This is a genomic window from Cobetia sp. 10Alg 146 (genome assembly GCF_029846385.1).
GTDB classification, from domain to species: Bacteria; Pseudomonadota; Gammaproteobacteria; order Pseudomonadales; family Halomonadaceae; genus Cobetia; species Cobetia marina.
On the sequence record NZ_JARWKT010000004.1, the window covers coordinates 47,243 to 73,504 of the forward strand.

The following is a 26,262-nucleotide window of genomic DNA, read 5'->3' on the forward strand; positions in this document are numbered from 1 at the left end:
AAATGGCATTTTTGTCCCGCTGGCGCAGACAGAATCATCCCTGTCGCAAACAGCATGCTCGAGCCACGCCACTCACCCCCGTACGGGTGTCACGCTTGGATCTTCGAGCCGACGACTGCATCCCCCGCCTGTCAGCCCCTTCAGGAGCCCCCCCATGTCAGAGACCACCGCCACACGACCCGAGAGTGCGAGCGCCAGAACGGAAGGACGTGGCAAGGCCGAGGATTGGCTGGAGGCCGCCTATCAGCAGCTGTTGCTCGGAGGCGTGGACTCGGTTCGCGTTCTGACGCTGGCCAAGACATTGGGGCTGTCTCGCACCAGTTTCTATTGGAGCTTCAAGGACCGCGATGCCCTGCTCGCCGCCTTGCTCGCCCGTTGGGATGCCCACAATACCGCCAGGCTGATCGGGCGCTGCGAGCAATACGCCGCCACGGTGGTGGAGGCCATGCTCAATGTCTTCGACTGCTGGCTGGATGAGTCGCTGTTCGACTCTCGCTTCGAGCTGGCGATCCGCAACTGGGGCTTGCAGAACGAGGACGTTGCCGCCGTCGTCGACCAGGCGGATCAGACACGCATTCAGGCACTGACCGCGATGCTGATGCGTCATGGCCAGTCTGAATCCCAGGCCGATGTCCGAGCGCGCACCATCTACCTGACCCAGATCGGCTACCTTTCGATGCGCACCCGGGAAAGCGTCGCGGAGCGCATCGGGCGCGTCGCTGACTATGTGGAAATCTTCGTGGGTGAACCCTGCCAGCCACATGAACTGGCGCGCTTCGCGGCGCGTCACCCAGGCTGAAACGGCAAAGCCCCCGCCAGTAAGATATCGGCGAGGGCTTATCGAGGGCGACAGCATAGCAATGATGGAAAGGGGATGGTTGACTACTGTGTCGCCTGCCACCAGTCGTCCAGCATCTGACGCTCGGCATCGGTCATCTGGGTCATGTTGGCCAGCGGCATGCTCTTGTCGACCACCGTGCGCTGGTGGATGCGCAGTGCCTGACGCTGGATGTCCTCCCAGCCATTGAAGGCGACCCCTGCGGCCGGCGCGGTAAGCCCGATCAGCGTCGGCGAATCACTGTGACAGCCGGCGCAGCGTTGCTCGACGATATGGCGGACCTTCTCGCGCAGAGCCTCATTCTCTCCCATCACCGCATTGTCAGCGGTGTTGCTGGCCGCCACGGACGGTGAAGACGCGGCGTTTCCGGCCGTTGCCGGAGCGGGCTGAGCGCGTGGTGCACACAGCACGATCACGCCGATCAGCGCCGCTACGGCTCCCACCGGTACCCAACGTCGCTTGACGCCCTTGTGGTGATCCACCGTGGCGATGCGAATCAGCCCCCCCGTCACCAGCAGCAGCAGGATGACGCCGAGACGATAGTCATTGGCGTACAACAGCGGGTAATGGTTGCTGATCATCATCAGGACCGCCGGCAGCGTGATGAAGGTGTTGTGCACCGAGCGCTGCTTGGCGCGCTGACCGTGGATCGGGTCTGGGGTCTCGCCACGCTGCGCGGCGGCAAGCAGCGCCTTCTGACCCGGGATGATCACGTTGAAGACATTGCCCGCCATGATGCTGCCCATCAGCGCGCCCATCAGCAGGAAGGCAGCACGCCCGGAGAACAGCTCCGTCGCGAACCAAGCCGCCAGCGTCAGCCAGACACCGACCGCGACGAACAGCGCCGCAGCGCTGCGCTTGAGGGGGCTGCGACACAGCGCCTCGTAGCCCAGCCAGCCTGCGAGGAGCAGTCCCAGTGCGCTACCGACGGCCATGCTGCCGCTCATCTCGAACACGCGCGGATCAATCAGATAGGCCTGCGGCTGCAGCAGATAGATCAGCGTGAACAGCCCCATCCCGGACAGCCAGGTGACGTAGGCCTCCCACTTGAACCAGTGGATCTCGCTGGGCAGCGTCTCACTGACGCCGTCATGGCGAAACAGATGGTAGAGGCCACCGCCGTGCACTGCCCAGAGCTCGCCCCCCGGACGACCATCGAGGGCATGACGGGCAGGCTCGCGGCGATTGTCGAGCCAGATGAAGAAGAACGAGGCGCCAATCCAGGCGATACCCGCCATGACATGCAGCCAACGTGTCAGCAGCATTGCCCAATCGAGGAGATATGCGCTCATGCCGGCTCCTTAGCTGCCGCGGTAGACGCTGTAGGCCCACGGAGTGACCAGCAGCGGAATGTGATAGTGGCCGTTGGCCTCCAGCGTGAACTCGACCGGCACCCGCCCGAGCATGCCCTTGCCCACCGGACGCCCCGCAAAGTATTCCCCTATCTGGAACGTCAGGCGGTAGACGCCGGAGTGATCGTCGTCACTCGATGGCGCGTTCTCCAGCAATGGCGCCTCGACACGGCCATCCTGATTGGTGATGCTTCGGGCAATCTGCTGGAAGTTGCCCTGCGCATCCTGGCGCTCCAGGAGAATGGTGACGCCACTGGCGGCGATGCCTTCAGCCTGGTTGAGCACATGCGTGGTAAGTCTGGGCACGGTCATTTCCTTGTGATGGGTAGCGTGTGACATTGACGCGTTGTCCGTGATGCAGCCGCTGATCCGATCAATGATGCATGGCGCTCGGCATGTCACGGCTCAGGGCTTTGGTGGCATTGCACCGCAGGAGTGCACTCGCCTAATCTGACCTGACGGTCAAGGTGCAGGGGACACGTCTCCCCGGCAGACGCACTGCCTCAAGGGCGAGTCCCGGCTTGTCTGGCGGCGGCATGTGCCTTGCAAGCAATGGATTCTTCACGTCTTTTTCTCTTTTCTTCTCTGGAGCAAGGCACATGCCAATCGAAACCCCGATGGAATATCTGGCAATGCTGGACACCCTCAACGCCCTGCCACCAGAAGCGCTTGCTCGTCGCTTGAGCGGCCTCTATGAGCACTCCGACTGGGTAGTGGAACGCGCCGCTGCAGAGCGCCCCTTTGCCAGTACCGAAGCCCTGCTGAGCGCCTGTGCCGAGGCGGTACGCCGAGCAAGCGAGACCGAGCGCCGCCAGTTGATCGACGCCCACCCGGAATTGGCGGCCGGCAAGCTTGAGAGTCTGACGCCCGCCTCTCAAGGCGAACAGCGTGGCGCGGGGCTGGACCAGCTCGATGACGCCACCCGCGAACGCTTCCTCAAGGCCAACGCCGACTATCAGGCCCGTCACGGAATCCCCTTCATCATCTGCGTGAAGGGCCATAGCGCCTCAAGCATCCTCGCCGAACTGGAACGACGCCTGCCGCAATCCACCGAGACGGAATTTCAGGAAGCCCTGAATCAGATCGATGCCATTGCCGCAGTGCGACTGCCGGGCCTGCTGGACGCGAGCTAGGCAGCCGCCCATGCCATCTTCTGGCCGCCGATGATCAACATGAATATCTGGCGGCCACTGCCTCGATGCTGGCAATCAAGGCCGCCAGTGCTCTGGCGACATCCGCCTCCGTCACCGCCTCCGCAGGGTGGTGACTGATGCCCCGCTCACAGCGCAGGAACAGCATGCCCACCGGGCACAGGTGACTCACCGCCATGGCGTCATGGCCGGCACCGCTGGGCAGCCGGAAAGGCGCCTGTCCGGTGGCGGCGATACCGAGATCCACTGCCTGCATCAACCCTTCATCACAGGCGACGGCATTCGCGGCATGGGTCTGCTCACAGCGGAAGGTGACGCCGCGACGCTCGGCGATCTGGTGGGCCTGTTGCAGCAGTTCCTCCAGCGCCCGGTCACGTTGTGCATCGTCCAGGGCACGGATATCCAGACTCAACGCCGCGGCGCCGGGAATGACATTCACCGCACCGGGACGCAACTCGCAACACCCCACGGTGGCCACCAGTGAGTGATCCGGCATGTCAGCGCGCTTGCCTGTCTGGACCTCACGCGCCAGGGTCTCGACGGCCAGTGTCCACTCTGCCGCGGCACACAGCGCATCCTGACGCAGTGCCATCGGTGTGGTGCCGGCATGGCCGGCCTGACCGGCGAAGTTGACGGCAAAGCGACGCGCGCCAGCGATACCCGTCACGGTACCCAGTGCCAGATTCTCGGCTTCCAGCACCGGCCCCTGCTCGATGTGCACTTCCAGATAGCCCAGCGGCGGAGTCGCTTGCAGGCTGGCACTGGCCGCCGATTGCCCCGAGAGCCCGAAGGCGGTCAGCGCCTCCCCCAGGCTGATACCCTCCTCATCTTCCAGAAGCTCCCATCCCGGTTGCCAGCTGCCCGCGACGGCATGGCTGCCGAGCAGGGTCGCGCCGAAGCGCGTGCCTTCCTCATCGCCAAAGCCGACCACCTCGAGCGCAAACGGCAAGCCGGCACCCTCCCGTTCAGCACGCTGCTGGAAGTGGGTCAGCGCCGCGACGCCCAGAAGCACGCCCAGAATCCCGTCATAACGACCGGCGTCCGGTACGCTGTCCAGATGGGAGCCGATCACCAGCCGCGGCGCCTCGCTCTCGCTGGAGAGCGTTTTCGGGCACCATCGCCCCCACTGATTGCCCGCCCCGTCCTGCCAGCTGTGAAGTCCTGCCGCCTTGAGCCAGGCCGCCGTGGTGGCATTGGCCGCCGCATGCTCAGGCGTCAGATAACGGCGATCGATCCCGCTGTCACTGCGTGAAATCGCCGCCAGGGCATCGCAGGCTGCCAGCACGTCCGCCGCGGTTTCCAGCGAGGCGATGCCCGCTGTCGTGCGCGCTCGGGACACATCAATGGTCATGGCCGCTCTCCCGCCGGCTGGTCCTGATGCTCTTGATAAAAGTCCAGCGCCGCGCCGACACCACCGCCGGCGACACACTGGACGCCACCGCGTCGCAGAGTCTGCTCCAGCGCCGCCAGCGTGGTGAGTACCGTGTCGCGACGCGCGTTGTAGCCCATCACGCCGAGGCGCCAGACCTTGCCGTGCAGCGGCCCGAAGCTGGTGCCTATCTCGATGCCGAAATCCTCCAGCATGCTGCGACGCAACCCCTCGCCATCCAGGCCATCCGGAATCCTCACCGCGCTGACGTTGTTCATGCGATGCGCCTGGTCACCGAACAGCGCAAGCCCCAGCCCCTTGAGTCCCTCGACCATCGCCTGACCGTGCAACGCATGTCGCGCGATGGCGTTGTCCATGCCCTCGTTGACCAGCAGTCGCGCACACTCGCGCGCGCCATACAGCATGCTGGTGGCCTCCGTGTGGTGATTGAGGCGCAGCGCTCCCCAGTAATCGAGCACCATGGAAAGATCGAAATAGTTGGAGCGAATACGCGCGCCCGGCTCCGCCAGTCGATCGTCCCCACTGCTGATCCCGGCCTCGACGTGCCGGCGTGCATGCACCACCTCCACCGCACGCGGCGACAGCGTCAGCGGCGAACTGCCAGACGGACCGGCGAGACATTTCTGCAAGCCTGCGGTGACGGCGTCCAGCCCCCACTCGTCCGTCTTGAGCGGATTGCCCGCCAGCGAGGCCGTGGCATCGCTGTAGAACAGCACGCCTTCGCGGCGACAGATGGCACCGATCTCCTCGAGCGGTTGGCACATGGTGGTCGAGGTATCGCCCTGTACCAGCGCGAGAAGCGTTGGCTGCACCTCGCGAATGGCGGCTTCGATCTGCTCGGGACGAAAGACCTCGCCCCACTCACATTCCAGCGTGTGCACCTGGGCACCGCAGCGCTCGGCAATCTCGCGCAGCAGATGACCGAAACGGCCGAAGATCGGCACCAGTACACGCTCCCCCGGCTGGATCAACGAGACCAGCACCGCCTCGATCCCGGCCCGCGATGTGCCATCGATCAACAGGGTCGCCGCGTTCCGGGTCTCGAAGACGCCGCGATAGAGCTGCATCGTCTCGTTCATGTAATGCGTCATCGCGGGGTCGTACTGGCCGATCAATGGCGCTGACAGCGCACGCAACACACGTGGGTCCGCGTTGATCGGGCCCGGGCCCATCAGGAGGCGCTGCGGGGGATGAATCTGGTCAGGAATCGGGGTCACGTTCGCTCCTTGTGCATCAGGGCATTGAATGCGGGAAGGTTCGGCGGCTTGCCGAACGCCATGACCAGACTACTGCAACAAGTGCGCCAGAAATCAGAAAATGAAACGGATGTTGAATCCCCAGATCCCACCGGCCTGTCCTGACGAAGCCCCGGTCAGACACGTCATGCCGGCCAGGGACAGGCTCTCCGCTACTGGCCGGGGCTGGCCGGGTCTTCGTCAGGGCCCCAAGCGGGATGCTTCAGGAAGCGTGACGAGAAAACGCCCCCTCAAGATAACGGGATAATTGCTGAAGCGGTCCTCGCCACCTCCCGTTGGCAGTGCACGCCTTGCAGGGAAAGCACCATGAAGGGGCATGCAACGCCTGAATCGGATGCCTGAGCACACCCTTCGTGCGCCCGTCCCCTCCCTCAAGGCTGAACTCACCACATGAGTCTGTTATACAGGAGGTCACCGGAGGGATGAGCGTCAACTCATCTGACCTGATCATCGCTGCTGGAGAGCCACATGACGCTGGAACAACGCCTGGAACGTGCAACGCAATTGGCCAGAGACGCGGGAGAACGCATGGTGAAAGCGCGCGAGGAGCAAGGGTTCGCGCACCACTACAAGAAAGGCGATGAGCTGGTCACGGACATCGATGTGGCGATCGACACCTTCCTTGCCGAGGCGCTCGAGGCCGAATTCCCTGAAGATGCACGCCTGACCGAGGAGCTATCGCCCGAGCGCGACGTCATCGGCACCAAGGGAGGCCTGTGGGTGATCGACCCCATCGACGGCACCTTAAACTTTGCTCACGGGCTGCGCCATGTGGCCGTCTCCATCGCCTGGTGCGAGCGTGGCAAGATCCAGATGGGAGTGGTTCACGCGCCCTTCCTCGGCGAGACCTTCACCGCCATTCGCGGCAAGGGAGCCTGGATGAATGGCGAGAGCATCACGGTCAGCGAGACCGAAGACATGAGCCGCGCACTGGTCGCGACCGGCTTCCCCTATAACCGGGACAGCCGTCCTCCCCTGCTCAAACGTCTCTCCGCCATGTTGCTGGTGTGTCAGGATGTCCGGCGCAATGGCAGCGCCGCGCTGGATCTTTGCGATGTCGCCTGCGGCCGCCTGGATGCCTACTATGAGAGCGTCTCTCCCTGGGACTTTGCGGCGGGCCTGCTGATTGCCCGCGAAGCCGGCGCACGTACCGGTCACCTCTATCGTTGCCCAGACGGCATCCCCGAGGAGCTGTATGGCGAGAATATCGTGGTAGCTTCACCGGCCCTGCATGCACCGCTCAAGCGCCTACTGGAAGATGCCGATGCCAGTTCCGGCCTGCCCGGGCTTTGAGTCACCCTCCCCCAGAATGCAAGAAGCCCCGCAAGTGCGGGGCTTCTTGCATTCTGGGCATCCCTCAGCGAGACGCTGGGCATCAATCGCCGAGGTTGCCGCCCTTCTTGCTGCGCTTGGCTCCCGACTTCCCAGAGGGCTTGCCGGAAGACTTGTCAGAAGGCTTGCCAGAGGGCTTGCCAGACGATTTCGCGGTGGACGACTTGGCTGTCCTGGCCTTGGAGTCGGTGCTGACCTCCGGCTTGTCCGAGGGCTGAGCGGACTGATTGACAGTGGACGTGCCAGCGGTCGTGCTCGTCTCAGGCGTGCTCGCGTCTACGTCTGCCTTCCCCTCACCAGCTGCCGGCTCCTTGAGCAGCCCGAGGCGCTGGCCGACTTCCTTCCACAACTCTCGGTAGCTTGCCGCCGGAGCACTGTTGCGCGAGAAGACCGGCACCGGCTTGCGCTCGATTCCCATGCGCTCGACGATGCTGGAGTAAGGAATATGCCCACTGAGCTGCAGCGGATGGTCCTGCTTGAGGGACTCCATCACATCCTTGTGCAAGGTCTTGCGACGATCGACCAGCGTGAAGAATGGCCAGACAGGCACATCGAGATCGATCTCGGCCAGATAGGCATTGAGCTGCTCCAGCGTGCGCAGTGACAACACCGTCGGAATCATCGGGACCAGCAGCGTATCAGCGGCCGCGAAGACCTGCTCGGAGAGAGTCGAGATACTCGGGGGGCAATCCAGGATGACGAGGTCGTAGTCGTCACGCACCGGCTTCAATACCTTGCGCAGGCGAGAGCGCTTCTCTTCCTCGAGAATGTGATCGAGATTGCGATAGGAGAACTCGGCCGGCAGGACATCCAGATTGCGATAGTCGGTCGCCCGGATCACGCGTGACAGGTCCTGCTTGCCGCTGATCAGCTTCTCGACGCCGCCCTTGAGCTTGGGCTTGGTCCGCACATAGAAAGTCGCGGCGGCTTGAGGGTCCAGATCCCACAACAGCACTCTGAGACCACTGTTGGCAGCGACATACGCGAGGTTGATGGCAGAAGCCGTCTTGCCGACACCGCCCTTGATGCTGTACACCGCCGCGATTTTCATTGCAGATCAACTCCCTGTTTTTCTCAAGGCTACCACATCGTGGCGGCAATTCGAGTACAGGGAGATGTCGGACTGATCAGGCGCCTTCACGCCCGGCGATGAAGCCTCTCGCCAGCAGTTGACGCGTCAACCAGCCAAGCAACAGACCGTACATCGGGAGGAAGAGCAGCAGCGAAATGATCAACTTGATGGCGTAGTCCACCCAGGCGATCTCGACCCAATGTGCCGCCATGAAGACGTCCGGGCCATTGCGAAATGCCACCGAAAAGAAGGCGAAGGTATCGGCGAGATTGCCGAAGAGCGTCGATGCCATGGGCGCGACCCACCAGTGAGCATTGCGACGCAGACGATCAAAGACCTGAATATCCAGCAGCTGGCCGATCACATAGGCGATGAAGCTCGCCAGCGCAATGCGTGCCACGACCAGATTGAACTCGCCCAACGCCTCGATCCCGGCAAGGCTGCCGCCATGGAAGATCACCGAGATCATGTAGCTGACCAGCAATGCCGGCAGCATGACCAGCGCGATGATGCGGCGAGCATGTACCTTGCCGAACAGCCGGACGGTCAGGTCCGTGGCCAGGAAGATGAACGGGAAGCTGAAGGCACCCCAGGTGGTATGGAAGCCGAACAGTGTCATCGGCAACTGCACCAGGTAGTTGCTGGCCGTGATGATCAGGATATGAAACAGGGACAGTGCGACGAGCGCACGACGCGATTGACTCGCGGTGAGTAGGAGCATCTGAGGTCCTTTTTGGTTCCAGGCCAACAGCAGGGGTGAGGGAACCCTGACAGACGGCATAACAGCTGACGATAGACGGTATCTCGCGCGATATCTCGCCGTCGAGAACCAGAATGGCCGCGCATCGTATCACGATGCGCGGCCATTGGCATGTCAACTCACGGAGATTCTGACCGGGTGGTCAGGGAGAGGTGGACGCCTCATTCCGCACCGCGGGCTTTCATGGGTGACGCTCATTTCTTCCAGATGGCGGGGTCGACCTTGCCCTTGAGCTCCGGGAACTTCTCGGGGTCGAAGGTCGGCTCCTGACCGGCCTTGTGCTGACGGTCGTAGTCCTTGAAGATCCGGAAGGCCAGCGGCGACAGCAGCAGGATGGCGATCAGGTTGATCAGCGCCATCGCCCCCATCGACAGGTCAGCGAAGTTCCAGATGTTCTTGAGACTGGCGACTGCGCCCAGCATCACCATGCCCAGCACCGCAAAGCGATAGAGCATGATGACCGGCTTGGCGTTCTTCTTGCCCGAGATGTACTCGATGTTGGACTCGCCATAGGAGTAGTTCGCCACCAGCGAGGTGAAGGCGAACAGCAGAATGGCGATCGCCACGAAGCCACCCCCCCAGCTGCCGACCTGCGAGGTCAACGCCGCCTGGGTGATCTGGATACCATCATTGCCGCCATCGTTGCCCAGCGTGCCGCTCATGATGATGATGGCAGCGGTTGCGGTGCAGATGACCAGAGTATCGATGAAGACGCCCAGCATCTGGACGAAGCCCTGGGAGGCCGGGTGCCGGGTGGTCGCCATCGCCGCGGCATTCGGCGCAGAGCCCATGCCGGCTTCATTGGAGAACAGGCCGCGCTTGATGCCGTTCATCATCGCCTGCGCGATGGTGTAGCCCAGTGCACCACCTGCTGCCTGCTCAAGACCGAAGGCGCTGCGGAAGATGGTGCCCAGTGCCGCCGGAAGCTCGGTGATGTTGATCGCCACGACGAAGATGGCCAGCAGCAGATAGAGCAGCGCCATGATCGGCACGATCAGCTCGGCGGTCCGCGTGATGCGCTTCATGCCACCGAAGATGATCGGCACCATCACCACGACCAGAATCACGCCCATGATCCACGGCGGCACGCTGAAGGCCTGCTCCATGGCCAGCGCGATGGAGTTGGACTGCACGGAGTTGAAGGCCAGACCGAAGGCGATGATCAGACACACGGAGAACAGGATCGCCATCCAGCGCTGTCCCAGGCCCTTCTCGATGTAGTAGGCCGGGCCACCACGGAAGGTATTGTCATCGTGTGACACCTTGTAGGCCTGGGCCAGGGTGGACTCGATGAAACTGGTGGACATGCCCACCAGTGCCGTCATCCACATCCAGAAGATGGCACCCGGGCCACCCAGGGAAATCGCCACGGCGACACCGGCCAGGTTACCGGTACCGACACGTGCCGCCAGGGAGGTGGCCAGCGCCTGGAAGGAGGAGATCCCGCCTTCGCTACCCTGACGTGAGGTGGCCAGCAGTTTCCACATGTGCCCGAAGTAGCGGAACTGGATGCCCTTGGTCATGACCGTGAAGAAAAGACCCGCTCCGATGAGCAGGTAGATCAATACGCTGCCCCACAGCAGGCCATTGCCTGCATCGATCAACGCCAGAATCGGCGCTGGAATGATGGACGTTGTTTCCGACATGTCGGTCTCGCTTTGGCGGGTTTTTGATCTTGTCGACGCTGCCAGGCGGCGTGAAAAGCCATGGCCTTCCTGCCGCTGGCAGCGAGCAACCACTACGAAAGGGTTGCTCGACATGCTTTGGTGAGCGCCATTCTTCATATCCGACACGGATTAGCAAGAAGAGCATACTGAACATTGGCGTTTCACAGCGGGATTCTAGTGGGGAACCGGCGAAATGTCGGTCTTTTTCACTGCATCCTAGACTTTAGATGCACAAGGCAATGTTTCGCTGTCTGGTCCTCTCGGGCATAATGCGCCCCCTTCCCACCTGCAGGCATCGGTCAGCCTGATGCTGCAGGACGTGTTCGGCGCATCAGCGACGCCCTCCCCCAGTTGCGACACCACGACTGCGGCCGGTCGGATGCGCCACATCAGGACGGTGCTCTTCCCTGACGCCCACGCACCCTAACAGCCATTACGGCACCCGGCAGCGCGCATTGTCCCGGCGCCTGCCTTTGAAAACAGGTGATACATGGAACTGACCAGCTACGCGGCGTCCCCGCTTTCGCTGCTCGCCCCGATCATAGCCATCGGTCTCGCAATACTGACACGTCGCGTCATGCTCTCCCTTGGGCTGGGTATTGTCTCTGGCGCTCTGCTGCTGAATGATTTCTCACCGCTCACCACGCTGGATTATCTCTGGCGCCAGCTGGTCGCGGTCTTCGTCGAGCTGCCGGACAGCGGTCATCTGGCCGATGTCACGCTCAACAGCTGGAATGTCTATATCCTGCTGTTTCTGCTCGCTCTCGGGGCGATGGTCGGTGTCATCACTCTGGCCGGCGGCACGCGCGCCTTCGGCAACTGGGCGCGTGAACGGGTCACTACCCGTCGCGGGTCGCAGCTGATGACCGTCCTGCTGGGAGTCTTCATCTTCATCGATGACTACTTCAACAGCCTGGCGGTCGGCAACATCTGCCGCCCCCTGACGGATCGCCAGGGCCTGTCGCGGGCTCGTCTGGCCTATCTGATCGACTCCACCGCCGCACCGGTGTGCGTGCTGACCCCCATCTCCAGCTGGGGCGCCTACATCATCAGCTTGATCGCCGGAATCCTGGCCACGCACCACATCACCGATGTCAGCCCCTTCGGTGCCTTCCTGGAGCTTTCCGCGCTCAACTATTACGCGATTGCGGCGCTGGTGCTGGTGATCGCCTCGGCCTGGTTCGACATCAACTTCGGTGCCATGCGCCGACATGCCATCGCCGCGCGTGATGGCGAGCTGTTTGACGCCAGCCGTGGCAATCCTCCCGGCAACACCCATGTCGAAGAGTCGGAACGTGGCCGCCCCGTGGATCTGCTGATTCCGATCATCGTGCTGGTGATCGCCACCTTCTTCATGATCGTGCAGACCGGCGCCAGTGCGCTGGCCGCCAAGGGCGAGGCATTCGGCCTGGTGCGTGCCTTCGAGCTGACCGATGTCGCAGGATCGCTGATCATCGGCGGTGCCATCGGCCTGCTCGCCGCCGTGATGATGCTGCTGCGTCACCGCATGGGCACTGGCCGCAGCATCGGTGCCATCGTCCAGGGCGCGCGCTCGATGCTGCCGGCCGTCTATATCCTGGTGTTCGCCTGGATGCTGACCGGCATCATCGGCTCACTCGGCACGGGCGAATACCTGGCGACGCTGGTAGATGGCGTGGTCTCCCCCACCTGGCTTCCGATGTTGCTGTTCATGCTGTCCGGTCTGATGGCCTTCGCCACCGGCACCAGCTGGGGCACCTTTGGCATCATGCTGCCGATCGCCGGAGACATGGCGGCAGCCACCGAGATCGCGATGATGCTGCCGATGATGGGTGCCGTACTGGCGGGCTCGGTCTTCGGTGACCACTGCTCACCGATTTCCGACACCACCATCCTGTCCTCGACGGGCGCGAGCTGCCATCACATCGATCACGTCATGACGCAGTTGCCCTACGCGCTGCTGGGCGCCTGCATCTCGTTGCTGGCGTACCTGGTGATGGGCCTGACCGACAGCACGCTGTTCGGCTGGCTGAGTCTGGCAGGGCTGCTGGTGGTCAGCATCGCCTGGCTTGCCCGTCGGGAACGCGCCAACCCCGTGGTCGCACGCACCTGATGGACTGATCGCTCCACGCAAGAACACAAGGCCCCCGCCATGATTCATGACGGGGGCCTTGTGTTTGCGGCAGGCGCGATCTGCGCCCAAGCGTTCACTCACCGGCAATGCTCACGTCACTCAAGCACTGCGCGCCTGCCCGGCCAGACCGACGCCTGCCTCGCTCAATGCCTCACGCACATCCTCCAGGCTCGCCGGGTCATCGATGGTCGAGGGAATCTGGTACTGCTCTCCCGCGGCGATCTGACGGATCATCTTGCGCAGAATCTTGCCGGAGCGTGTCTTGGGCAGCCGCTCGACGATCAGTACGTCCTTGAGCGAGGCGATCGCCCCTATCTCATCGCGCACACGCTGCGCCAGCGCCTGACGAAGAGCAGATTCGTCACCGCGCCAGGCATCCTTGATGATCACCAGTCCCAGCGGCATCTCGCCCTTGAGCGAATCCTCGATGCCGATCACCGCACACTCCGCCACTGCCTCATGTGAGCCGAGGACCTGTTCCATTTCCCCGGTGGACAGGCGATGCCCTGCCACATTGATGACGTCATCGATGCGCCCCATCACGAAGAGGTAGCCGTCCTCGTCAAGATAGCCGCCGTCTCCCGTCAGATAGTAGCCGGGGTACGCCGCCAGGTAGGCGGCGTGGAAGCGCGCGGGATTGTGATAGAGCCCCGTGAGACACCCGGGCGGCAGCGGCTGCTGAATGACCACGTTGCCCTGCACTCCGGGTTCGACCTCATCCCCCAGGCCATCGAGCACCTGCACATTGAAACCGGGCAACGGCCAGGTCGCACTGCCCGCGCGTGCCTCGACCGGCGCTCGGGGACCACTCGCCTGGCGAGTGATCATGTCGAGACCGAGCAGATTTCCCGCGACCGGCCAGCCGGTTTCCGTCTGCCACCAGTGATCCACGATCGGCACTGGCAGCAGGTCATTCAACCAGTGATAGGTGGGAGGATCGAGTCGCTCCCCCGCCAGGAACAGGCTGCGCAGACTGGACAGGTCACGCCCGGCCATCAGGCTGGCGTCGGGGTCTTCCTTCTTGATGGCTCTGAAGGCGGTCGGTGCCGTGAAGAAGCAGTTGATCCGATACTCCTCGATCAAGCGCCAGAAGGCTCCGGCATCCGGCGTCCTGACCGGCTTGCCTTCATACATGACCGTCGAGGCTCCCATCAGCAACGGGCCATAGACGATATAGGAATGCCCCACGACCCAGCCGATATCGGAGGCTGCCATGAAGGTGTCCCCCGGGCGGGTCCCGTAGAGAATTTCCATGGAGTAATGCAGTGCCACGGCGTAGCCGGCGTGATCGCGCACCACACCCTTGGGCGTCCCGGTGGTGCCTGAGGTATAGAGGATATAAAGCGGCTCGCTTCCCAGCATGCTGACCGCTTCCGTGGCCTGAGCATGCGCCAGACATTCCTGCCAATCGTGGTCTCGCGGCCCCAGGGTGGCTCGTTGCTGCTCACGCTGCAGGATCAGGCAGGCCTCTGGCGTATGCGTCGCAAGTTCGATCGCCTCATCCAGCCACGGCTTGTAGGGAATGACACGGTCGACCTCGATGCCACAGGAGGCCGCCAGGATGACCTTGGGCGTCGCATCATCGATCCGTACGGCCAGCTCCTTGGGGGAGAATCCTCCGAAGACCACGGAATGCACCGCTCCCAGGCGTGCGCAGGCCAGCATCGCCATCGCGGCCTCCGCCACCATCGGCATGTAGATGATCACGCGATCACCCTTCTCGACCCCCTTGTCACGCAGGGCACCCGCCAGCCTGGCCACTTCGTCGCGAAGCTCTCGATAGGTGTACTGGCACTTGCTGTCAGTGACGGGAGAGTCCCAGTAGAGCGCCACCTGATCCCCGCGGCCATTGGCCACGTGATGGTCCAGCGCGGCATGACAGATATTCATCTCGCCATCAATGAACCAACGGGCGTGCTCCTGGGCATCCCAGGCCAGGATGGTCGATGGATCACGGAACCAGACGATGCGCCTGGCCTGCTCAGCCCAGAAGTCCTCTGGCGCTTGATTGGCACGCGAGACAAGTGATTCGTAGTGCTCGCGTGCGGATCGCTTGGCGGTCTCAGGCATGGCTTACCTCGTTGACGATGCTGGCACGGGGTTCATGGCATGGCGTTGCCATCAGAAAGCAGTATCACGCCTTACGCGCCTTCGACTCAGGACTGCGCCTGGAAGATGCCGGCAGCTGGCGACCCCAAGTGTCCTACCACGTTGATGGCAGGTGACGCGCTTGCGCACTATCAGAACCTTAGGCCAAAACCCGACCGTGTGAATGTCAGATGAGGCATCCAACCCTGGTCAGTTCGTCGTATGACGTCATCGACACGCAGTGAAACGAACGACCGTATGTCGACCAGCGTCAGGAAAAGGAAAAGTCCACCCCTGATCAGGCCACCCTCGATGATTTATCGTTTAATATTGCCTTGGACGTAGCACGCGGAGTTATTGATGATTCACTAAAACAAGGATACTTCATGCCTGACACCACAAGGACGGCCAATCTGATGATGGAATCCCCCAGACAGCACCGGAGCTCACCAATGAATGCCAAGGTCTCAACCGCGAGGAAACCCGCCATGCCTGCGCAAGATGATGTCATCACGCTACACCAGGCAGGTGATCGCGTGATCGAGGAAGCCACTGCCCTGTTGAAGGCGATGGGCAATGAAAATCGCTTGCGAATTCTCTGCCTGCTCAGTGAAAGCGAAATGTCGGTCAGTGAACTGAATTCACGTCTCGAACTTTCCCAGTCAGCCCTGTCGCAGCATCTGGCCATTCTGCGTCGCGAAGGCATGGTGCGGACTCGCCGGGCGTCACAGACCATCTACTACTCACTGCTGGGCCCCAACGCTGCAGGCGTGATCCGCACGCTTCAACAACTCTATCGCTGAAAAAGGGCGCCAGTCGAAGACTGACGCCCTTGAGGGAAGCCATCGGATCATCCGGTCACGCCATGTCACGACGTGATGCCATGACCAGGCTGAGCCAGACCCGCAACATCACCGGGTCTCTCGCACCTTCCTCGCTCCTCGTTTGACGGATGGCCAGGGAATGGCCGCCATTGCCCGCAGACTTGCATTCGAGCAGAGCCTTCCGCCTGCAGATCACGATTCGCGAAGTTCTCAGTGCTGCTGCCAGCGTGACTCGACATTGCGCTCCAGCACGCGGTCAAGCACACGATCCAGACTCAGCGTCACCCCCTTCCCGAATCGATCCATCATGCGACGCGGCTTTTCAAGACTGACTTCAAATATCTTGAGATCCTGCTTGAGATAGCCGGCCAGCAGCGCCTGACTTGTGCCTACCTCATCGATCAGACCGATCGCGATTGCCTCGCTGCCATACCAGATGTCCCCTTGTGACACAGCCTCCACATCCAGTTGCGGACGACGGCTACCGACGTGCTGCTTGAACAGGTCATGGGTGCGGGCCAGGTCAGACAGGAACTTTTCACGCCCTTCTTCCGTATTCTCCCCCAGCATCGTCAGCGTTCGCTTGTAACGCCCAGCCGTCAGGATCTCCACATCGACATCGTGCTTCTTGAGAAGACGGTGCACATTGGGCACCTGTGCCACGACGCCGATGGACCCTATCACGGCAAACGGCGCTGCCACGACGTGATCAGCGGCACACGCCATCATGTACCCGCCACTCGCGGCCACCTTGTCGACGGTAATTGTCAGACGCGCGCCAGCCGCACGCAGACGATCCAGCTGTGCGGCGGCCAGACCGTAGGCGTGCACCAGGCCACCACCAGATTCCAGTCGCAGTACCACTTCATCCTTGTCGGTCAGCACGCCTTCCAGCGCGGTGACTTGCTCGGCGAGGCTTTCCACTCCCGTCGCCTTAATATCGCCGACGAAGTCGAGCACGAACACCCGACGCCCGGCAGTGGAGTCCTGTTCCTGAACGTCATCGGAAGGCTTGCGCTTCGCCTTGGCCTTGAGCGCCTTCTTGAGAGACTTGGCCTCCTGCTTCTCCTTCTTGGCACGTGCCTTGGCATTGGCGGTGCGCTCGGCATCTTCCAACCCGGCCTGTCCCAATTCCCGCTGGAGGTGCTGCATGCGCTCATGCCAGGGGCGAATCTTGAGGCGAGCCTCGCGCTCACCACTGTCCCCGTGACGGGCACGCACGATCATGAGGATGATCGCCCCAATGGCCACCACCACCGTGACTGCCTCGGCGAGAAAGAGGCCATATTCCGATAACCATTGCATGCACTTGCTCCTGAACGACATGGGTGTCGTCGGACACCGCGACCTGCACGGATCTGTCTGACGGACAACGACTTTAGCGGCCACCAGGCCAGCTGTGAGATTCCTGCTACATGGGGGCAAATGACCCTCTCTGCAAGGCGAGCACGGCGCTGCGAGACAGGGTGGCACAACGCGGGTTGATCCGGTCAGCGCAAGGGCCGCTGCAACGGAGGAGATCATCTTCGGCGCTTGATTGGAACGATCGTTTGAAATAGTCTGATGCACAGCCTTGAAAGTGCTGAACCCCATATCCACTTTCCCAGCCTTCACCATTGAAAAGGAATATTGCCATGGCAGACGCCAACGCCGTCATCGAGATGCTGAAAAGTCGCTTCAACCCGGACGCCGCCAAGGGCATGAACGACGTCTTCCAGTTCAACATCACCGACAGTGATGACTACTACATGGTCGTCAAGGATGGCACCCTGGACGTGGGCGAAGGGGAGCACGACGATCCGTCCGTCACGCTGTCCACTGACAGCGATACCCTCAAGGGCGTGATGAAGGGCGAAGTCGACGGCATGCAGGCCTTCATGACGGGCCGCCTGAAAGCGACCGGCAACATCATGCTGGCCACCAAGCTGACCTCTCTCTTCCCGAACAAGTGACGGCAGAACAGCGGATGTGACCTCTGCTGATCGGTATCGCTCGATGAGCGATACCGCCAATGAAAACGCCCCTGCCATTGGCAGGGGCGTTTTCATTGGCAGCCCGGAGTGCCAGGCGTCAGCGGCCGCTGGCCACCGAGCGCAGGAAGTTGTCGATCAAGGCATGCGAGATCGAGAACTTCGGCGGCAAGCCAGGCAAGGATTCAGGTGTGAACCACTGGGCATCCTCTATCTCATGGCCATCAATGGCGATCTCCCCGCCCGCATATTCGGCGTAGTATCCCAACATGAAGGAGTGAGGAAATGGCCAGGATTGGCTCTGGAAGTAACTCACGCGCCCGACCTCGACACCCACTTCTTCCAGGACCTCGCGCCTCACCGCTTCCTCGGCGCTTTCCCCGGCTTCGATGAAACCGGCCAGGGTCGAGTACATGCCGGGCCCGAAACGCGGACTGCGTGCCAGCAGCAACTCACGCCCACGCGTGATCAGCGTGATGATGCAGGGTGAGATTCGCGGATAGCTGCGATGCTGGCAGCCGGTACAGTGCATCGCGAACTCATGTTCCAGACGTTTCATTCGCTTGCCACAACGTCCACAGAAACGATGGTCCCGCGCCCACTTGAGCACCTGCAGGGCACTTGAGAGCAGCGGGAACTGCTCTCTGGGCAGTGAATGCAACCATTGCCGAGCGCCTGGCCACTCGGAAGACCCATTCTCGCCAAGCACGGCGATCGGCGCCCCCTGCCACTCTCCCAGTGCAATCGCGCCGGATGGCCAGTCGCATGGCGGTTGAATGATGCCGCCATCGGGCGCCGGGGCGACCCCGTCGCGCCCGATGCGAATCAGGTACCCCTGACGCTGGTTCACTCGTGACAGATCACGTATCAGCATCAGACAGCGCCTCCCGGGTTGCCTCTGCCGTCGAGGCTGCCCAGCGCGTCGATCGCCACCTTGTCAAAGGCACATTCTGTCTTGGCACGAATTTCCTCGCACCAGGCAGCATGGCGCTCAAGCTCCAGCGCCGAGAGCCCGGGCGTGACCAGACGCGGGCGGTCCGCCCGAAGGCGACGCACCCCGACAATGCCGCCCTCTCCCTCATCGCCATCGTCTATGTCGTCCAGCCCGAGCGCCGTCTGCCCGCCGGTCATCGCCAGATAGACGTCGCCGAGGATCTCCGCATCCAGCAAGGCACCGTGCAGCACGCGGTGCCCATTGTCGATATCGTAGCGCTTGCACAGCGCATCCAGGTTATTGCGCTGACCGGGGTGCTTCTCACGGGCGAGCTTCAGGGTATCGAGGATCGCGCAGTGTTCCGCCACCGGCCCCAGCGGCTGGCTACGCCGTGGATTGATCAGGCCGAATTCATGATCAATGAAGCCGACGTCAAAGGGCGCGTTGTGAATGACGAGCTGGGCGCCCTTGATGAACTCCCAGAAGGCATCCGCCACGTCCGCGAAGACCGGCTCATTGGCGACCCGTTCATCGGTGATGCCGTGGACGCCGATCGCCTCTTCATCGATCAATCGTTCCGGATTGATGTACTGGTGATAAGTGCGCCCCGTCAAACGGCGATTGATCATCTCCACCGCACCGATCTCGATCAGACGGTGGCCTTCCTTCGGGTCGATACCGGTCGTTTCGGTATCGAGAATAATCTGACGCATCTCAGACCTCTTGGTGAACGGGACCTGGTGAACGGGTCCGGGTGAACTTGGCTCTGAAGACACTGGTCCTGATGTATCCGACGCTGGTGCTTCTGACGCTGAGGTTTGTGACTCGGTGGCACCTGACTCTGAGCTGCCGGGCCAGTGGCCGCGTGCTCAACGGCGTGACTGCATCTCATCGATCGCTTCATTGGCAAGGCTATCGGCACGTTCATTGCCTTCGTCGCCACTGTGGCCCTTGACCCAGCGCCACTCGATATCATGACGCTGACTCTGTTCCAGCAACGCCTTCCACAGCGCCTCATTCTTGACCGGTTGCTTGGCAGCCGTCTTCCAGCCGCGCTTGACCCAGCCATGGACCCACTTGGTGATGCCATTCTTGACGTATTCGGAGTCCGTCCACAGCACCACGTCACAGCGCCGGGTCAACGCCTTCAGGGCCTCGATGGCGGCCATCAGCTCCATGCGATTGTTGGTGGTGTCCTGTTCGCTGCCCTTGAGTTCCTTGCGATGCTTGCCACTGACGAGAATGGCTCCCCACCCTCCCGGGCCGGGATTTCCCCGGCAGGCACCATCGGTGTGGATGATCACCCGAGGGCTGGGGGCGGCTGAGGAGGCATCATTGGCGAGATCGGACGAGGAGACACTGTGACTCACAGGGGAACACTCTTGGAGAAAGGACAGGACACAGGCAATGACACGACGCGACGTCACTTCGACGCGGGCTTGCTGCCAGGGCGACATTCTAACCGCTCATGCCGGATAGCGGCAAAGCGACCTGTGTGTCCTTACAGTCCATGTCAGCCCACCTGGCGACACGGACGGCGTGTCGGCATGCCCTGCACGGCTCACACCTTGCCCGAGTCATCCGACGAACGGGAGTCATGATTGTCGCGTGAATGCAGGCGGGTCACCTGCCCGATGGCGACACCGGGAATCGCCACGCGTGAGCGCTTGGCATTCAGAGGCTGCACGTACCCGACATTGCGACGGGCCCGTATCAGCATCAGGCTGCCCAGAGGCAGGTTGTAACGGCGTCCCATCCGCTCGAGCCAACCATGGCGCAGGCGCAAGCCAGGCAGGTGAAACCCCGCGTAGTCGATACGCTCGATCTCGAAGTCCACGAAGGCCAACCAGTCCCTGAGCGCCGCCGGGGTGCGCCAGCTGCCTTCCCAGGGAGTGATGTGCCGCCGCCGGGGGTCGAGGCGCAGCAGCCCTTCCCCGGACATCGGCTGCCAGGCGACGATGATCAGACAACCGCTGGAGCGCAGGACACGCGCCGCTTCGCGCAAGAGGCGATGAGGCTCCGGTGCGACCTCCAGCAGATGATGGATCATCACCATGTCCATGCTTTCATCTGGCAGGGCCAGCTGAGTGAGCGGGCAGATGAGGGTCGATGGCGACTGGGCCAGGGCGGGCTCCGGCGCCCAATGGATGGCATGCCGGATGGGAGACAAGGAGAGCAGGTCATTGTCTCCCGGCCCCAGACACAGACTGTGGAAGCCGAAGCAACGCTCGAACAGTGGCGTCAACATCTCGCGCTCGGCGATGAGAATGTCCTTGCCGTCCGCCCCTTCAAGAAAGGCGCGCATCGCTCGCACGTGGGCGCCCAGCAGCCGCGCGTGCTGTCGGCGACGCGCTTCCGGGGTGAGTTGCGCAGCGGAATCCGCCCCGCGTGAGCGACTTTTCCACATCCCTGCATCTCCCGTCTCTTTCATGGGGGAGCGCCCCACGCGCAAGCAAGATGTCACACACTTCTACATTCTCACACCACAAGAGGTTTGACACTTACCCGCTTGCTCGGCAGGCTTTACGCCTTTGCATGGCGATACGCCAGCCGCTTGCGCGCTGCCAACGCCAGACACCCCGGAAAAGAGCGGCGATGAACGCCCCGGGCTGTCCGATGAGAAATCGCATCGTCGATGCCACGCCAAAACCTCCGTGAGCAATGGCCTCGACATCACTTGAAGACATCGTATCCACCATATGCCTGGCGAAGGCTTGCGCCAATCGCCAGCGGGACGGAACTGCCAAGTTCTTTCATTCGGTCACGTCACCGGCAGCCTCCCCCGTCACGCAATGGGATACCGACACGACAAGAGTACCTGACCACCATGATGAGCGTTACGCCCATAGCGGCCTTTCAGGACAACTATATCTGGCTGATCCAGAGCGACGACAGCGACACGGTTGCCGTCGTCGATCCGGGTGATGCCACGCCGGTGATCGAGGTTCTGGAAACCCGCGGCCTGACTCTGGACACGATTCTGATCACTCACCACCATCAGGATCACACCGGCGGCCTCCCCGAGCTGATCAAGCGCTACCGCCCTCGCGTGGTCGGCCCGCACAACCCGGCCATCGAGGGAATCGATGTGCGTGTCGCCGATGGTGACAGCGTGCGCGTGCAGGGACGCTTGTTCGATGTCCTGGAAGTGCCCGGCCACACACTGGACCACATCGCGTTCGTGAGTGCCGGCATGCCGGGGCTGCTGTTCTGCGGGGACACCCTCTTCAGTGCGGGCTGTGGCCGTCTGTTCGAAGGCACACCAGAGCAGATGCACCAGTCACTCACGCGCCTGGCATCACTCCCGGAAGACACCCTCGTCTTCCCGGCTCACGAGTACACCCTGGCCAACCTGGCATTTTCCCGCGCGGCGGAGCCTGACAACACGCAACGCGATCAGGTGATCGCCGAGTGTGAGCGCGCCCGCGAGACCGGCCGCCCGACCCTCCCGAGTCGCATCGCGCGTGAAAGACAGATCAACCCCTTCCTGCGCAGCGATGACCCCACCTTGCAACAACGCTTGCTCCAGCAAGGGCGCCTCACTGCCTCAGAGGACCAGCCCCTCACGTCACTGGCAGCCTTCACGGCACTGCGCCAGTGGAAGGACAGCTTCTAGACCCGCTGACCGCGCGCCTGCCCACGACCTGAAGATGGGCAGGCGTCTCGCGTGACAGCGGGTCGGGTTCTCGTGATCCCGATCAGCCCCCGCAGTCACAGTTTGCGCCGGAATGTCCGGCATGCTGAGCCCGTGTCGTGCCCATCCGACGCTGGCTCGCCAAAGAGTACTCCGTCAATGCATCAGCAAGACCTCCGTACCGACGACACCTCTGTCATCAAGACATCTGCCGCCGACACGCCGGCCCGCCTGCCACTGACTGCTGAACGTCTGCGTTACCTGATTCGCCTCGCCTCCCTCGGAGCCGGCCTGTGCCTGCCGCTGATGGCGACTCCTGCCAATGCAAGCTCCCGGGCGCTCGACGACCTGACACCCACCAGCGTGCATCAGAGCGCTCCTCTGAATTTCATGCAAGCCATCGATGCGGTGCCTGCGCGCTACGATGATGTGTGGGAGCGCCTGCGTGCCGGCTATCAGCTGCAGCAGGACACCGGACGCCCTCGAGTACGCAAATGGATCGACTGGTATGAAGAGCACCCGGAGCACGTGGAGCGTATCGCCGAACAGGCTCGCCCCTGGCTGCGTTATGTGACGCGTCGCACCGAGGCGCGCGGCCTTCCGGCCGAACTTGCCCTGCTGCCTTTCATCGAGAGTGCCTATGATCCGGATGCCGCCCACCCCGGCGGCGCCACCGGCATGTGGCAGTTCATGCCCCAGACCGGCGATGCCATGGGCCTGACCCGCAACCGCTGGTACGACGGCCGCAAGGACGTCCTGATGGCCACCGATGCCGCACTGGATTATCTGCAGTCCCAGGGCGAGCGCTGGTACGACGGAGACTGGGAACTTGCGCTGGCCGCCTACAACGCCGGCGCCGGCACCGTGAACCGCGCGCGCCGACGTGCCGGCTCAGGGGATGAGGATTACTGGAACATCAAGCTGCCCAGCGAGACCATGGAGTACGTGCCCAAGCTGCTGGCGCTGGCTGCGGTGATCCGTGAACCCGAAGAGTACGGTCTGAATCTGCCGGCGATTCCGGACACCCCGGAAATCGCCGCTGTCGATACCCGGGGCCAGCTTGACCTTTCCGTTGCCGCCAGACTGGCTGGCATCAGCGAAAGCGAGCTGCGCACCCTGAATCCCGCGTACAAGCGGTGGGCGACAAGTCCGGGAGACAGCTCGCTGGTGATTCCGGCCACGGCACGTGACACCTTCCTCAGCAAGCTTGAGACCCTGCCGCAAGAGACCCGCGAAAGCTGGGCGGAGTACCGTGTCCAGCGTGGCGACAGCCTGTCGGTCATCGCCCGGCGCAGTGGACTGACACTGGCGGAGCTCAAGCAGAAGAATCGCCTGAGCGGCAACACCATCCGGGTCGGTCAGCCTCTATTGGTGCCTGACGCCACTCGCGGCGTGGCAGCGGCGCAACTCGCAGAAGCCAACGGCCTCAAGAAGGTGCGCGTCAAGCGTGGCGATTCGCTGTCGGTGATTGCGGCGCGTCACAATGTCACCACCCGCCAGATCGCGCGTTGGAACAAGCTCTCTTCCGCCGATTATCTGCGTCCGGGCCAGATGCTGACGCTCTACAGCGCCAACTGAGCGCCATCGCCTACGCAGCGCGTACGCAACATCAAGACGCCCCCGCCATGCTCCATGGCGGGGGCGTCTTGATATCAGGCACCTGTCAGCCTGGACTCCTCCAGCACTCGGTGGCCGACACTCGGTGACCGACACTCGGTGGCCGACACCCGGTGACCGACACCGCGAGGCAACAACAGACACTGAAACGCCGGCACTGACACCAGTCAGTCGCCCTCGTCGTGGCCGAACAATGGTCGATAACGGGGAACTTCGATACTCTTGGCGAGGTCGATGCTTGCGGACCCCCTGGCAGTGAGTTGACTTGCCTGCCTTGTGTCCACCAGTGCCGCCCGACATTGTCACCTGGCCCTTCGCGCCATGATCCCCCATTCAAGGATGTCCTTTGATGCAGGCTGCTTCTCTTATCCCTCGGCATGCACGCCTACTTCGTGCACTGTGCCTCGGGGCTCTGATTCTCTCCGCCATTGCACCGGCGCATGCATCCTCATCGCGGACCACTGATCAGAAGACTCCCGTGGCCCCCCTGGACGTGCCGACCGTGCACGGACTGGCCATCTATGGCGAACCGGCACATCCGGCAGGCTTCACGCACTTCCCCTACGTGAATCCTGACGCCCCCATCGGCGGACGCATGACTCGCGCCGCCATCGGCAGCTTCGACTCCACCAACCCCTTCATCCTCAAGGGCAACTCGGTGGCAGGGCTCAATTATTTCGGCGGGTTGATCTATGACACCCTGCTCACCCAGTCTGCCGATGAACCCTTCACTGAATATGGCCTGCTGGCCAGCGGGATCCGACTGGCAGAAGACCGCAGTGCCATCGAGTTCGATATCGATCCCCGCGCACGCTTTCATGATGGGGAACCCGTCACCGCCGAGGATGTCGTCTTCACCTATCGTCTGCTGATGAAGGATGGCCTGCCCTTCTTCAAGAGCTACTACCACGATGTCACTCGCGTCAGCCTGATCGACACCGATACCGTTCGCTTTGACATGGCCCCCGACGCCGCCCGCGAGCTGCCCTTGATCATCGGTCAGCTGCCGGTACTGCCCGAGCATTACTGGAAGACACGTGATTTCACCCGCGCCACGCTGGAACTGCCGCTTGGCTCAGGGCCGTACCGCATGGCCTCGCTGGATGCCGGACGCCAGGTACGCTATGAGCGTGTCGCGGATTACTGGGGCAAGGACCTGCCCGTCAACAAGGGGCGCCATAACATCCAGACACTGGTCTATGACTATTACCGCGACCAGAGCGTGTCGCTGGAGGCCTTCAAGGCCGGCAGCATTGACCTGCATGTAGAGAGCAGCGCCAAGAACTGGGCGACGGTCTATGACACGCCTGCGCTCAGAGACGGGCGTCTGAAGAAGCTGGAGGTCCCGGACAGCAATCCTGCCGGCATGCAGGGCTTCGTGCTCAATGAACGCCGCGCGCGCTTCCAGGACCCGCGGGTACGCGAAGCCCTGGCACTGGTCTTCGATTTCGACTGGGTCAACCGCAATCTCTTCTACGGCGCCTACCAGCAGACCCACAGCTATTTCGAGAATTCGGACATGGCCGCGAATGGCCTGCCTGAAGGACGGGAACTGGCCCTGCTTGAGCCGTTCAAGGACCAGTTGCCCGCCGCCGTCTTCCGCGACCCGCTGCCCATCGATGAGCCCACGGAACTGCGCCCGCGGCTGCGCAAGGCACTCAACCTGCTTCGGGACGCTGGCTATCGCGTCGCGGATGGCCAGCTGGTCAATCACGAGACGGGCAAGCCGCTGACACTGGAAGTCCTCAACTACGACACCCAGTTCGAACGGGTCATCCAGCCGTGGATTCGCAATCTGGCACGCATCGGCATCCAGGCGCGTATCCGCACCGTCGACGTCAACCAGTACATCAATCGTCGGCGAAGCTTCGATTTCGATGTCGTGGTCGGCAGTTACCCCCAGTCCAACAGTCCCGGCAGCGAACAGCGCGAGTACTGGACGAGTGACTACGCCGATGTCGCCGGCTCGCGCAACCTGATCGGCCTGAAGAGTCCGGTCATCGATGCACTCACCGATGCCCTGATCCAGGCCCAGACCCGCGAAGATCTGCTGAGCGCCACACGAGCACTGGATCGCGTGCTGCGCTGGGGCTTCCATGTCGTGCCGCAGTGGCATCTCGCGGCGACTCGCATCGCGCTGTGGGACAAGTTCGGCTATCCGCAGCCGTTCCCGGAGTATCTGCTGAGCCTGGACAGCTGGTGGATCGTCCCTGGGGCTGAGGCTGATGACGAGTCAGACGACTGAAACACTCGCGTGAAGATGG

The 26,262-nt window shown here is 62.5% G+C and carries 22 protein-coding genes; 9 read left to right on the forward strand and 13 right to left on the reverse strand.

All coding sequences use genetic code 11. The annotated features are described in order from the left end of the window. Window positions 1-154: 154 nt before the first annotated feature. Complete coding sequence (locus QD172_RS08495; RefSeq protein WP_271303006.1) at window positions 155-799, forward strand: TetR/AcrR family transcriptional regulator; 645 nt, start codon at window positions 155-157, stop codon at window positions 797-799. A gap of 83 nt (window positions 800-882) precedes the next feature. On the opposite strand, the gene QD172_RS08500 is transcribed toward QD172_RS08495, so the two are convergent. Beyond that, window positions 883-2,130: a urate hydroxylase PuuD gene (locus QD172_RS08500; RefSeq protein ID WP_279855477.1), complete on the reverse strand. Its 1,248-nt coding sequence runs from the start codon at window positions 2,128-2,130 to the stop codon at window positions 883-885. 9 nt (window positions 2,131-2,139) lie between these two features. Further along, window positions 2,140-2,496 carry a hydroxyisourate hydrolase gene (gene uraH / locus QD172_RS08505; RefSeq protein ID WP_279855478.1) on the reverse strand — a complete coding sequence of 119 codons (357 nt, stop codon included), beginning with the start codon at window positions 2,494-2,496 and terminating at the stop codon, window positions 2,140-2,142. Between the two features lie 293 nt (window positions 2,497-2,789). On the opposite strand from uraH, the gene uraD reads away from it, so the two are divergent. Next, a complete protein-coding gene (gene uraD / locus QD172_RS08510) occupies window positions 2,790-3,323 on the forward strand; it encodes a 2-oxo-4-hydroxy-4-carboxy-5-ureidoimidazoline decarboxylase (protein ID WP_170877430.1) in 534 nt (177 codons plus the stop codon). 34 nt (window positions 3,324-3,357) lie between these two features. Here uraD and QD172_RS08515 read toward each other — a convergent pair whose 3' ends face one another. Then, window positions 3,358-4,692 (reverse strand): allantoate amidohydrolase, encoded by a 1,335-nt coding sequence (locus QD172_RS08515; RefSeq protein ID WP_279855479.1) that lies wholly within the window; start codon window positions 4,690-4,692, stop codon window positions 3,358-3,360. Next, window positions 4,689-5,948 (reverse strand): alanine--glyoxylate aminotransferase family protein, encoded by a 1,260-nt coding sequence (locus QD172_RS08520; protein ID WP_279855480.1) that lies wholly within the window; start codon window positions 5,946-5,948, stop codon window positions 4,689-4,691. The genes QD172_RS08515 and QD172_RS08520 overlap by 4 nt, the downstream gene beginning before the upstream one ends. A 507-nt stretch (window positions 5,949-6,455) precedes the next feature. On the opposite strand from QD172_RS08520, the gene QD172_RS08525 reads away from it, so the two are divergent. Continuing rightward, window positions 6,456-7,280 carry an inositol monophosphatase family protein gene (locus QD172_RS08525; protein WP_279855481.1) on the forward strand — a complete coding sequence of 275 codons (825 nt, stop codon included), beginning with the start codon at window positions 6,456-6,458 and terminating at the stop codon, window positions 7,278-7,280. An 82-nt stretch (window positions 7,281-7,362) separates the two neighbouring features. Here QD172_RS08525 and QD172_RS08530 read toward each other — a convergent pair whose 3' ends face one another. From QD172_RS08530 to QD172_RS08540, 3 genes are all read right to left on the reverse strand, one after another. Next, window positions 7,363-8,370 (reverse strand): ParA family protein, encoded by a 1,008-nt coding sequence (locus QD172_RS08530; protein ID WP_347882029.1) that lies wholly within the window; start codon window positions 8,368-8,370, stop codon window positions 7,363-7,365. A gap of 76 nt (window positions 8,371-8,446) precedes the next feature. Continuing rightward, window positions 8,447-9,112: a 7-cyano-7-deazaguanine/7-aminomethyl-7-deazaguanine transporter gene (locus QD172_RS08535; RefSeq protein ID WP_077376751.1), complete on the reverse strand. Its 666-nt coding sequence runs from the start codon at window positions 9,110-9,112 to the stop codon at window positions 8,447-8,449. A gap of 233 nt (window positions 9,113-9,345) precedes the next feature. After that, on the reverse strand, window positions 9,346-10,797 hold the full coding sequence (locus QD172_RS08540) for a sodium:alanine symporter family protein (RefSeq protein WP_136937883.1): 1,452 nt from the start codon (window positions 10,795-10,797) through the stop codon (window positions 9,346-9,348). 511 nt (window positions 10,798-11,308) lie between these two features. On the opposite strand from QD172_RS08540, the gene QD172_RS08545 reads away from it, so the two are divergent. Continuing rightward, complete coding sequence (locus QD172_RS08545; RefSeq protein ID WP_279855482.1) at window positions 11,309-12,910, forward strand: Na+/H+ antiporter NhaC family protein; 1,602 nt, start codon at window positions 11,309-11,311, stop codon at window positions 12,908-12,910. A gap of 120 nt (window positions 12,911-13,030) precedes the next feature. Here QD172_RS08545 and QD172_RS08550 read toward each other — a convergent pair whose 3' ends face one another. Continuing rightward, window positions 13,031-15,001, reverse strand: coding sequence for an acetate--CoA ligase (locus QD172_RS08550; protein WP_279855483.1), 1,971 nt, complete (start codon window positions 14,999-15,001; stop codon window positions 13,031-13,033). 506 nt (window positions 15,002-15,507) lie between these two features. Here QD172_RS08550 and QD172_RS08555 point away from each other — a divergent pair. Continuing rightward, on the forward strand, window positions 15,508-15,822 hold the full coding sequence (locus QD172_RS08555) for a metalloregulator ArsR/SmtB family transcription factor (protein WP_077376763.1): 315 nt from the start codon (window positions 15,508-15,510) through the stop codon (window positions 15,820-15,822). 231 nt (window positions 15,823-16,053) lie between these two features. Here the strand turns inward: QD172_RS08555 and sohB are convergent, their stop codons facing one another. After that, window positions 16,054-17,148, reverse strand: a complete 1,095-nt coding sequence (gene sohB / locus QD172_RS08560) for a protease SohB (protein ID WP_077376765.1) — start codon at window positions 17,146-17,148, stop codon at window positions 16,054-16,056. A 329-nt stretch (window positions 17,149-17,477) separates the two neighbouring features. On the opposite strand from sohB, the gene QD172_RS08565 reads away from it, so the two are divergent. After that, window positions 17,478-17,795: an SCP2 sterol-binding domain-containing protein gene (locus QD172_RS08565; RefSeq protein WP_077376768.1), complete on the forward strand. Its 318-nt coding sequence runs from the start codon at window positions 17,478-17,480 to the stop codon at window positions 17,793-17,795. 118 nt (window positions 17,796-17,913) lie between these two features. Here the strand turns inward: QD172_RS08565 and nudC are convergent, their stop codons facing one another. From nudC to QD172_RS08585, 4 genes are all read right to left on the reverse strand, one after another. After that, window positions 17,914-18,687 carry an NAD(+) diphosphatase gene (gene nudC, locus QD172_RS08570; RefSeq protein ID WP_077376771.1) on the reverse strand — a complete coding sequence of 258 codons (774 nt, stop codon included), beginning with the start codon at window positions 18,685-18,687 and terminating at the stop codon, window positions 17,914-17,916. After that, window positions 18,687-19,460, reverse strand: a complete 774-nt coding sequence (dnaQ, locus tag QD172_RS08575) for a DNA polymerase III subunit epsilon (protein ID WP_077376774.1) — start codon at window positions 19,458-19,460, stop codon at window positions 18,687-18,689. The genes nudC and dnaQ overlap by 1 nt, the downstream gene beginning before the upstream one ends. A 156-nt stretch (window positions 19,461-19,616) precedes the next feature. Beyond that, window positions 19,617-20,117 carry a ribonuclease HI gene (rnhA, locus tag QD172_RS08580; protein ID WP_255303235.1) on the reverse strand — a complete coding sequence of 167 codons (501 nt, stop codon included), beginning with the start codon at window positions 20,115-20,117 and terminating at the stop codon, window positions 19,617-19,619. 191 nt (window positions 20,118-20,308) lie between these two features. Next, window positions 20,309-21,154: a methyltransferase domain-containing protein gene (locus tag QD172_RS08585; RefSeq protein WP_077376780.1), complete on the reverse strand. Its 846-nt coding sequence runs from the start codon at window positions 21,152-21,154 to the stop codon at window positions 20,309-20,311. A gap of 420 nt (window positions 21,155-21,574) precedes the next feature. Here QD172_RS08585 and gloB point away from each other — a divergent pair, with 420 nt between their 5' ends. The 3 genes from gloB (at window position 21,575) to QD172_RS08600 (ending at window position 26,243) form a co-directional block, all read left to right on the forward strand. After that, window positions 21,575-22,363, forward strand: coding sequence for a hydroxyacylglutathione hydrolase (gene gloB / locus QD172_RS08590; RefSeq protein WP_176493235.1), 789 nt, complete (start codon window positions 21,575-21,577; stop codon window positions 22,361-22,363). Between the two features lie 177 nt (window positions 22,364-22,540). Then, window positions 22,541-23,959 (forward strand): LysM peptidoglycan-binding domain-containing protein, encoded by a 1,419-nt coding sequence (locus QD172_RS08595; protein WP_176493234.1) that lies wholly within the window; start codon window positions 22,541-22,543, stop codon window positions 23,957-23,959. 517 nt (window positions 23,960-24,476) lie between these two features. Beyond that, window positions 24,477-26,243 (forward strand): extracellular solute-binding protein, encoded by a 1,767-nt coding sequence (locus tag QD172_RS08600; protein WP_347882030.1) that lies wholly within the window; start codon window positions 24,477-24,479, stop codon window positions 26,241-26,243. The last annotated feature ends 19 nt before the right edge of the window (window positions 26,244-26,262 follow it).

Coding starts and splice junctions, on each gene's coding strand:
- QD172_RS08495 (WP_271303006.1), top strand. CDS start 155: ATGTCAGAGACCACCGCCACACGACCCGAGAGTGCGAGCGCCAGAACG.
- QD172_RS08500 (WP_279855477.1), bottom strand. CDS start 2,130: ATGAGCGCATATCTCCTCGATTGGGCAATGCTGCTGACACGTTGGCTG.
- uraD (WP_170877430.1), top strand. CDS start 2,790: ATGCCAATCGAAACCCCGATGGAATATCTGGCAATGCTGGACACCCTC.
- QD172_RS08515 (WP_279855479.1), bottom strand. CDS start 4,692: ATGACCATTGATGTGTCCCGAGCGCGCACGACAGCGGGCATCGCCTCG.
- QD172_RS08525 (WP_279855481.1), top strand. CDS start 6,456: ATGACGCTGGAACAACGCCTGGAACGTGCAACGCAATTGGCCAGAGAC.
- QD172_RS08530 (WP_347882029.1), bottom strand. CDS start 8,370: ATGAAAATCGCGGCGGTGTACAGCATCAAGGGCGGTGTCGGCAAGACG.
- QD172_RS08535 (WP_077376751.1), bottom strand. CDS start 9,112: ATGCTCCTACTCACCGCGAGTCAATCGCGTCGTGCGCTCGTCGCACTG.
- QD172_RS08540 (WP_136937883.1), bottom strand. CDS start 10,797: ATGTCGGAAACAACGTCCATCATTCCAGCGCCGATTCTGGCGTTGATC.
- QD172_RS08545 (WP_279855482.1), top strand. CDS start 11,309: ATGGAACTGACCAGCTACGCGGCGTCCCCGCTTTCGCTGCTCGCCCCG.
- QD172_RS08550 (WP_279855483.1), bottom strand. CDS start 15,001: ATGCCTGAGACCGCCAAGCGATCCGCACGCGAGCACTACGAATCACTT.
- QD172_RS08555 (WP_077376763.1), top strand. CDS start 15,508: ATGCCTGCGCAAGATGATGTCATCACGCTACACCAGGCAGGTGATCGC.
- sohB (WP_077376765.1), bottom strand. CDS start 17,148: ATGCAATGGTTATCGGAATATGGCCTCTTTCTCGCCGAGGCAGTCACG.
- QD172_RS08565 (WP_077376768.1), top strand. CDS start 17,478: ATGGCAGACGCCAACGCCGTCATCGAGATGCTGAAAAGTCGCTTCAAC.
- nudC (WP_077376771.1), bottom strand. CDS start 18,687: ATGCTGATACGTGATCTGTCACGAGTGAACCAGCGTCAGGGGTACCTG.
- dnaQ (WP_077376774.1), bottom strand. CDS start 19,460: ATGCGTCAGATTATTCTCGATACCGAAACGACCGGTATCGACCCGAAG.
- QD172_RS08585 (WP_077376780.1), bottom strand. CDS start 21,154: ATGTGGAAAAGTCGCTCACGCGGGGCGGATTCCGCTGCGCAACTCACC.
- gloB (WP_176493235.1), top strand. CDS start 21,575: ATGATGAGCGTTACGCCCATAGCGGCCTTTCAGGACAACTATATCTGG.
- QD172_RS08595 (WP_176493234.1), top strand. CDS start 22,541: ATGCATCAGCAAGACCTCCGTACCGACGACACCTCTGTCATCAAGACA.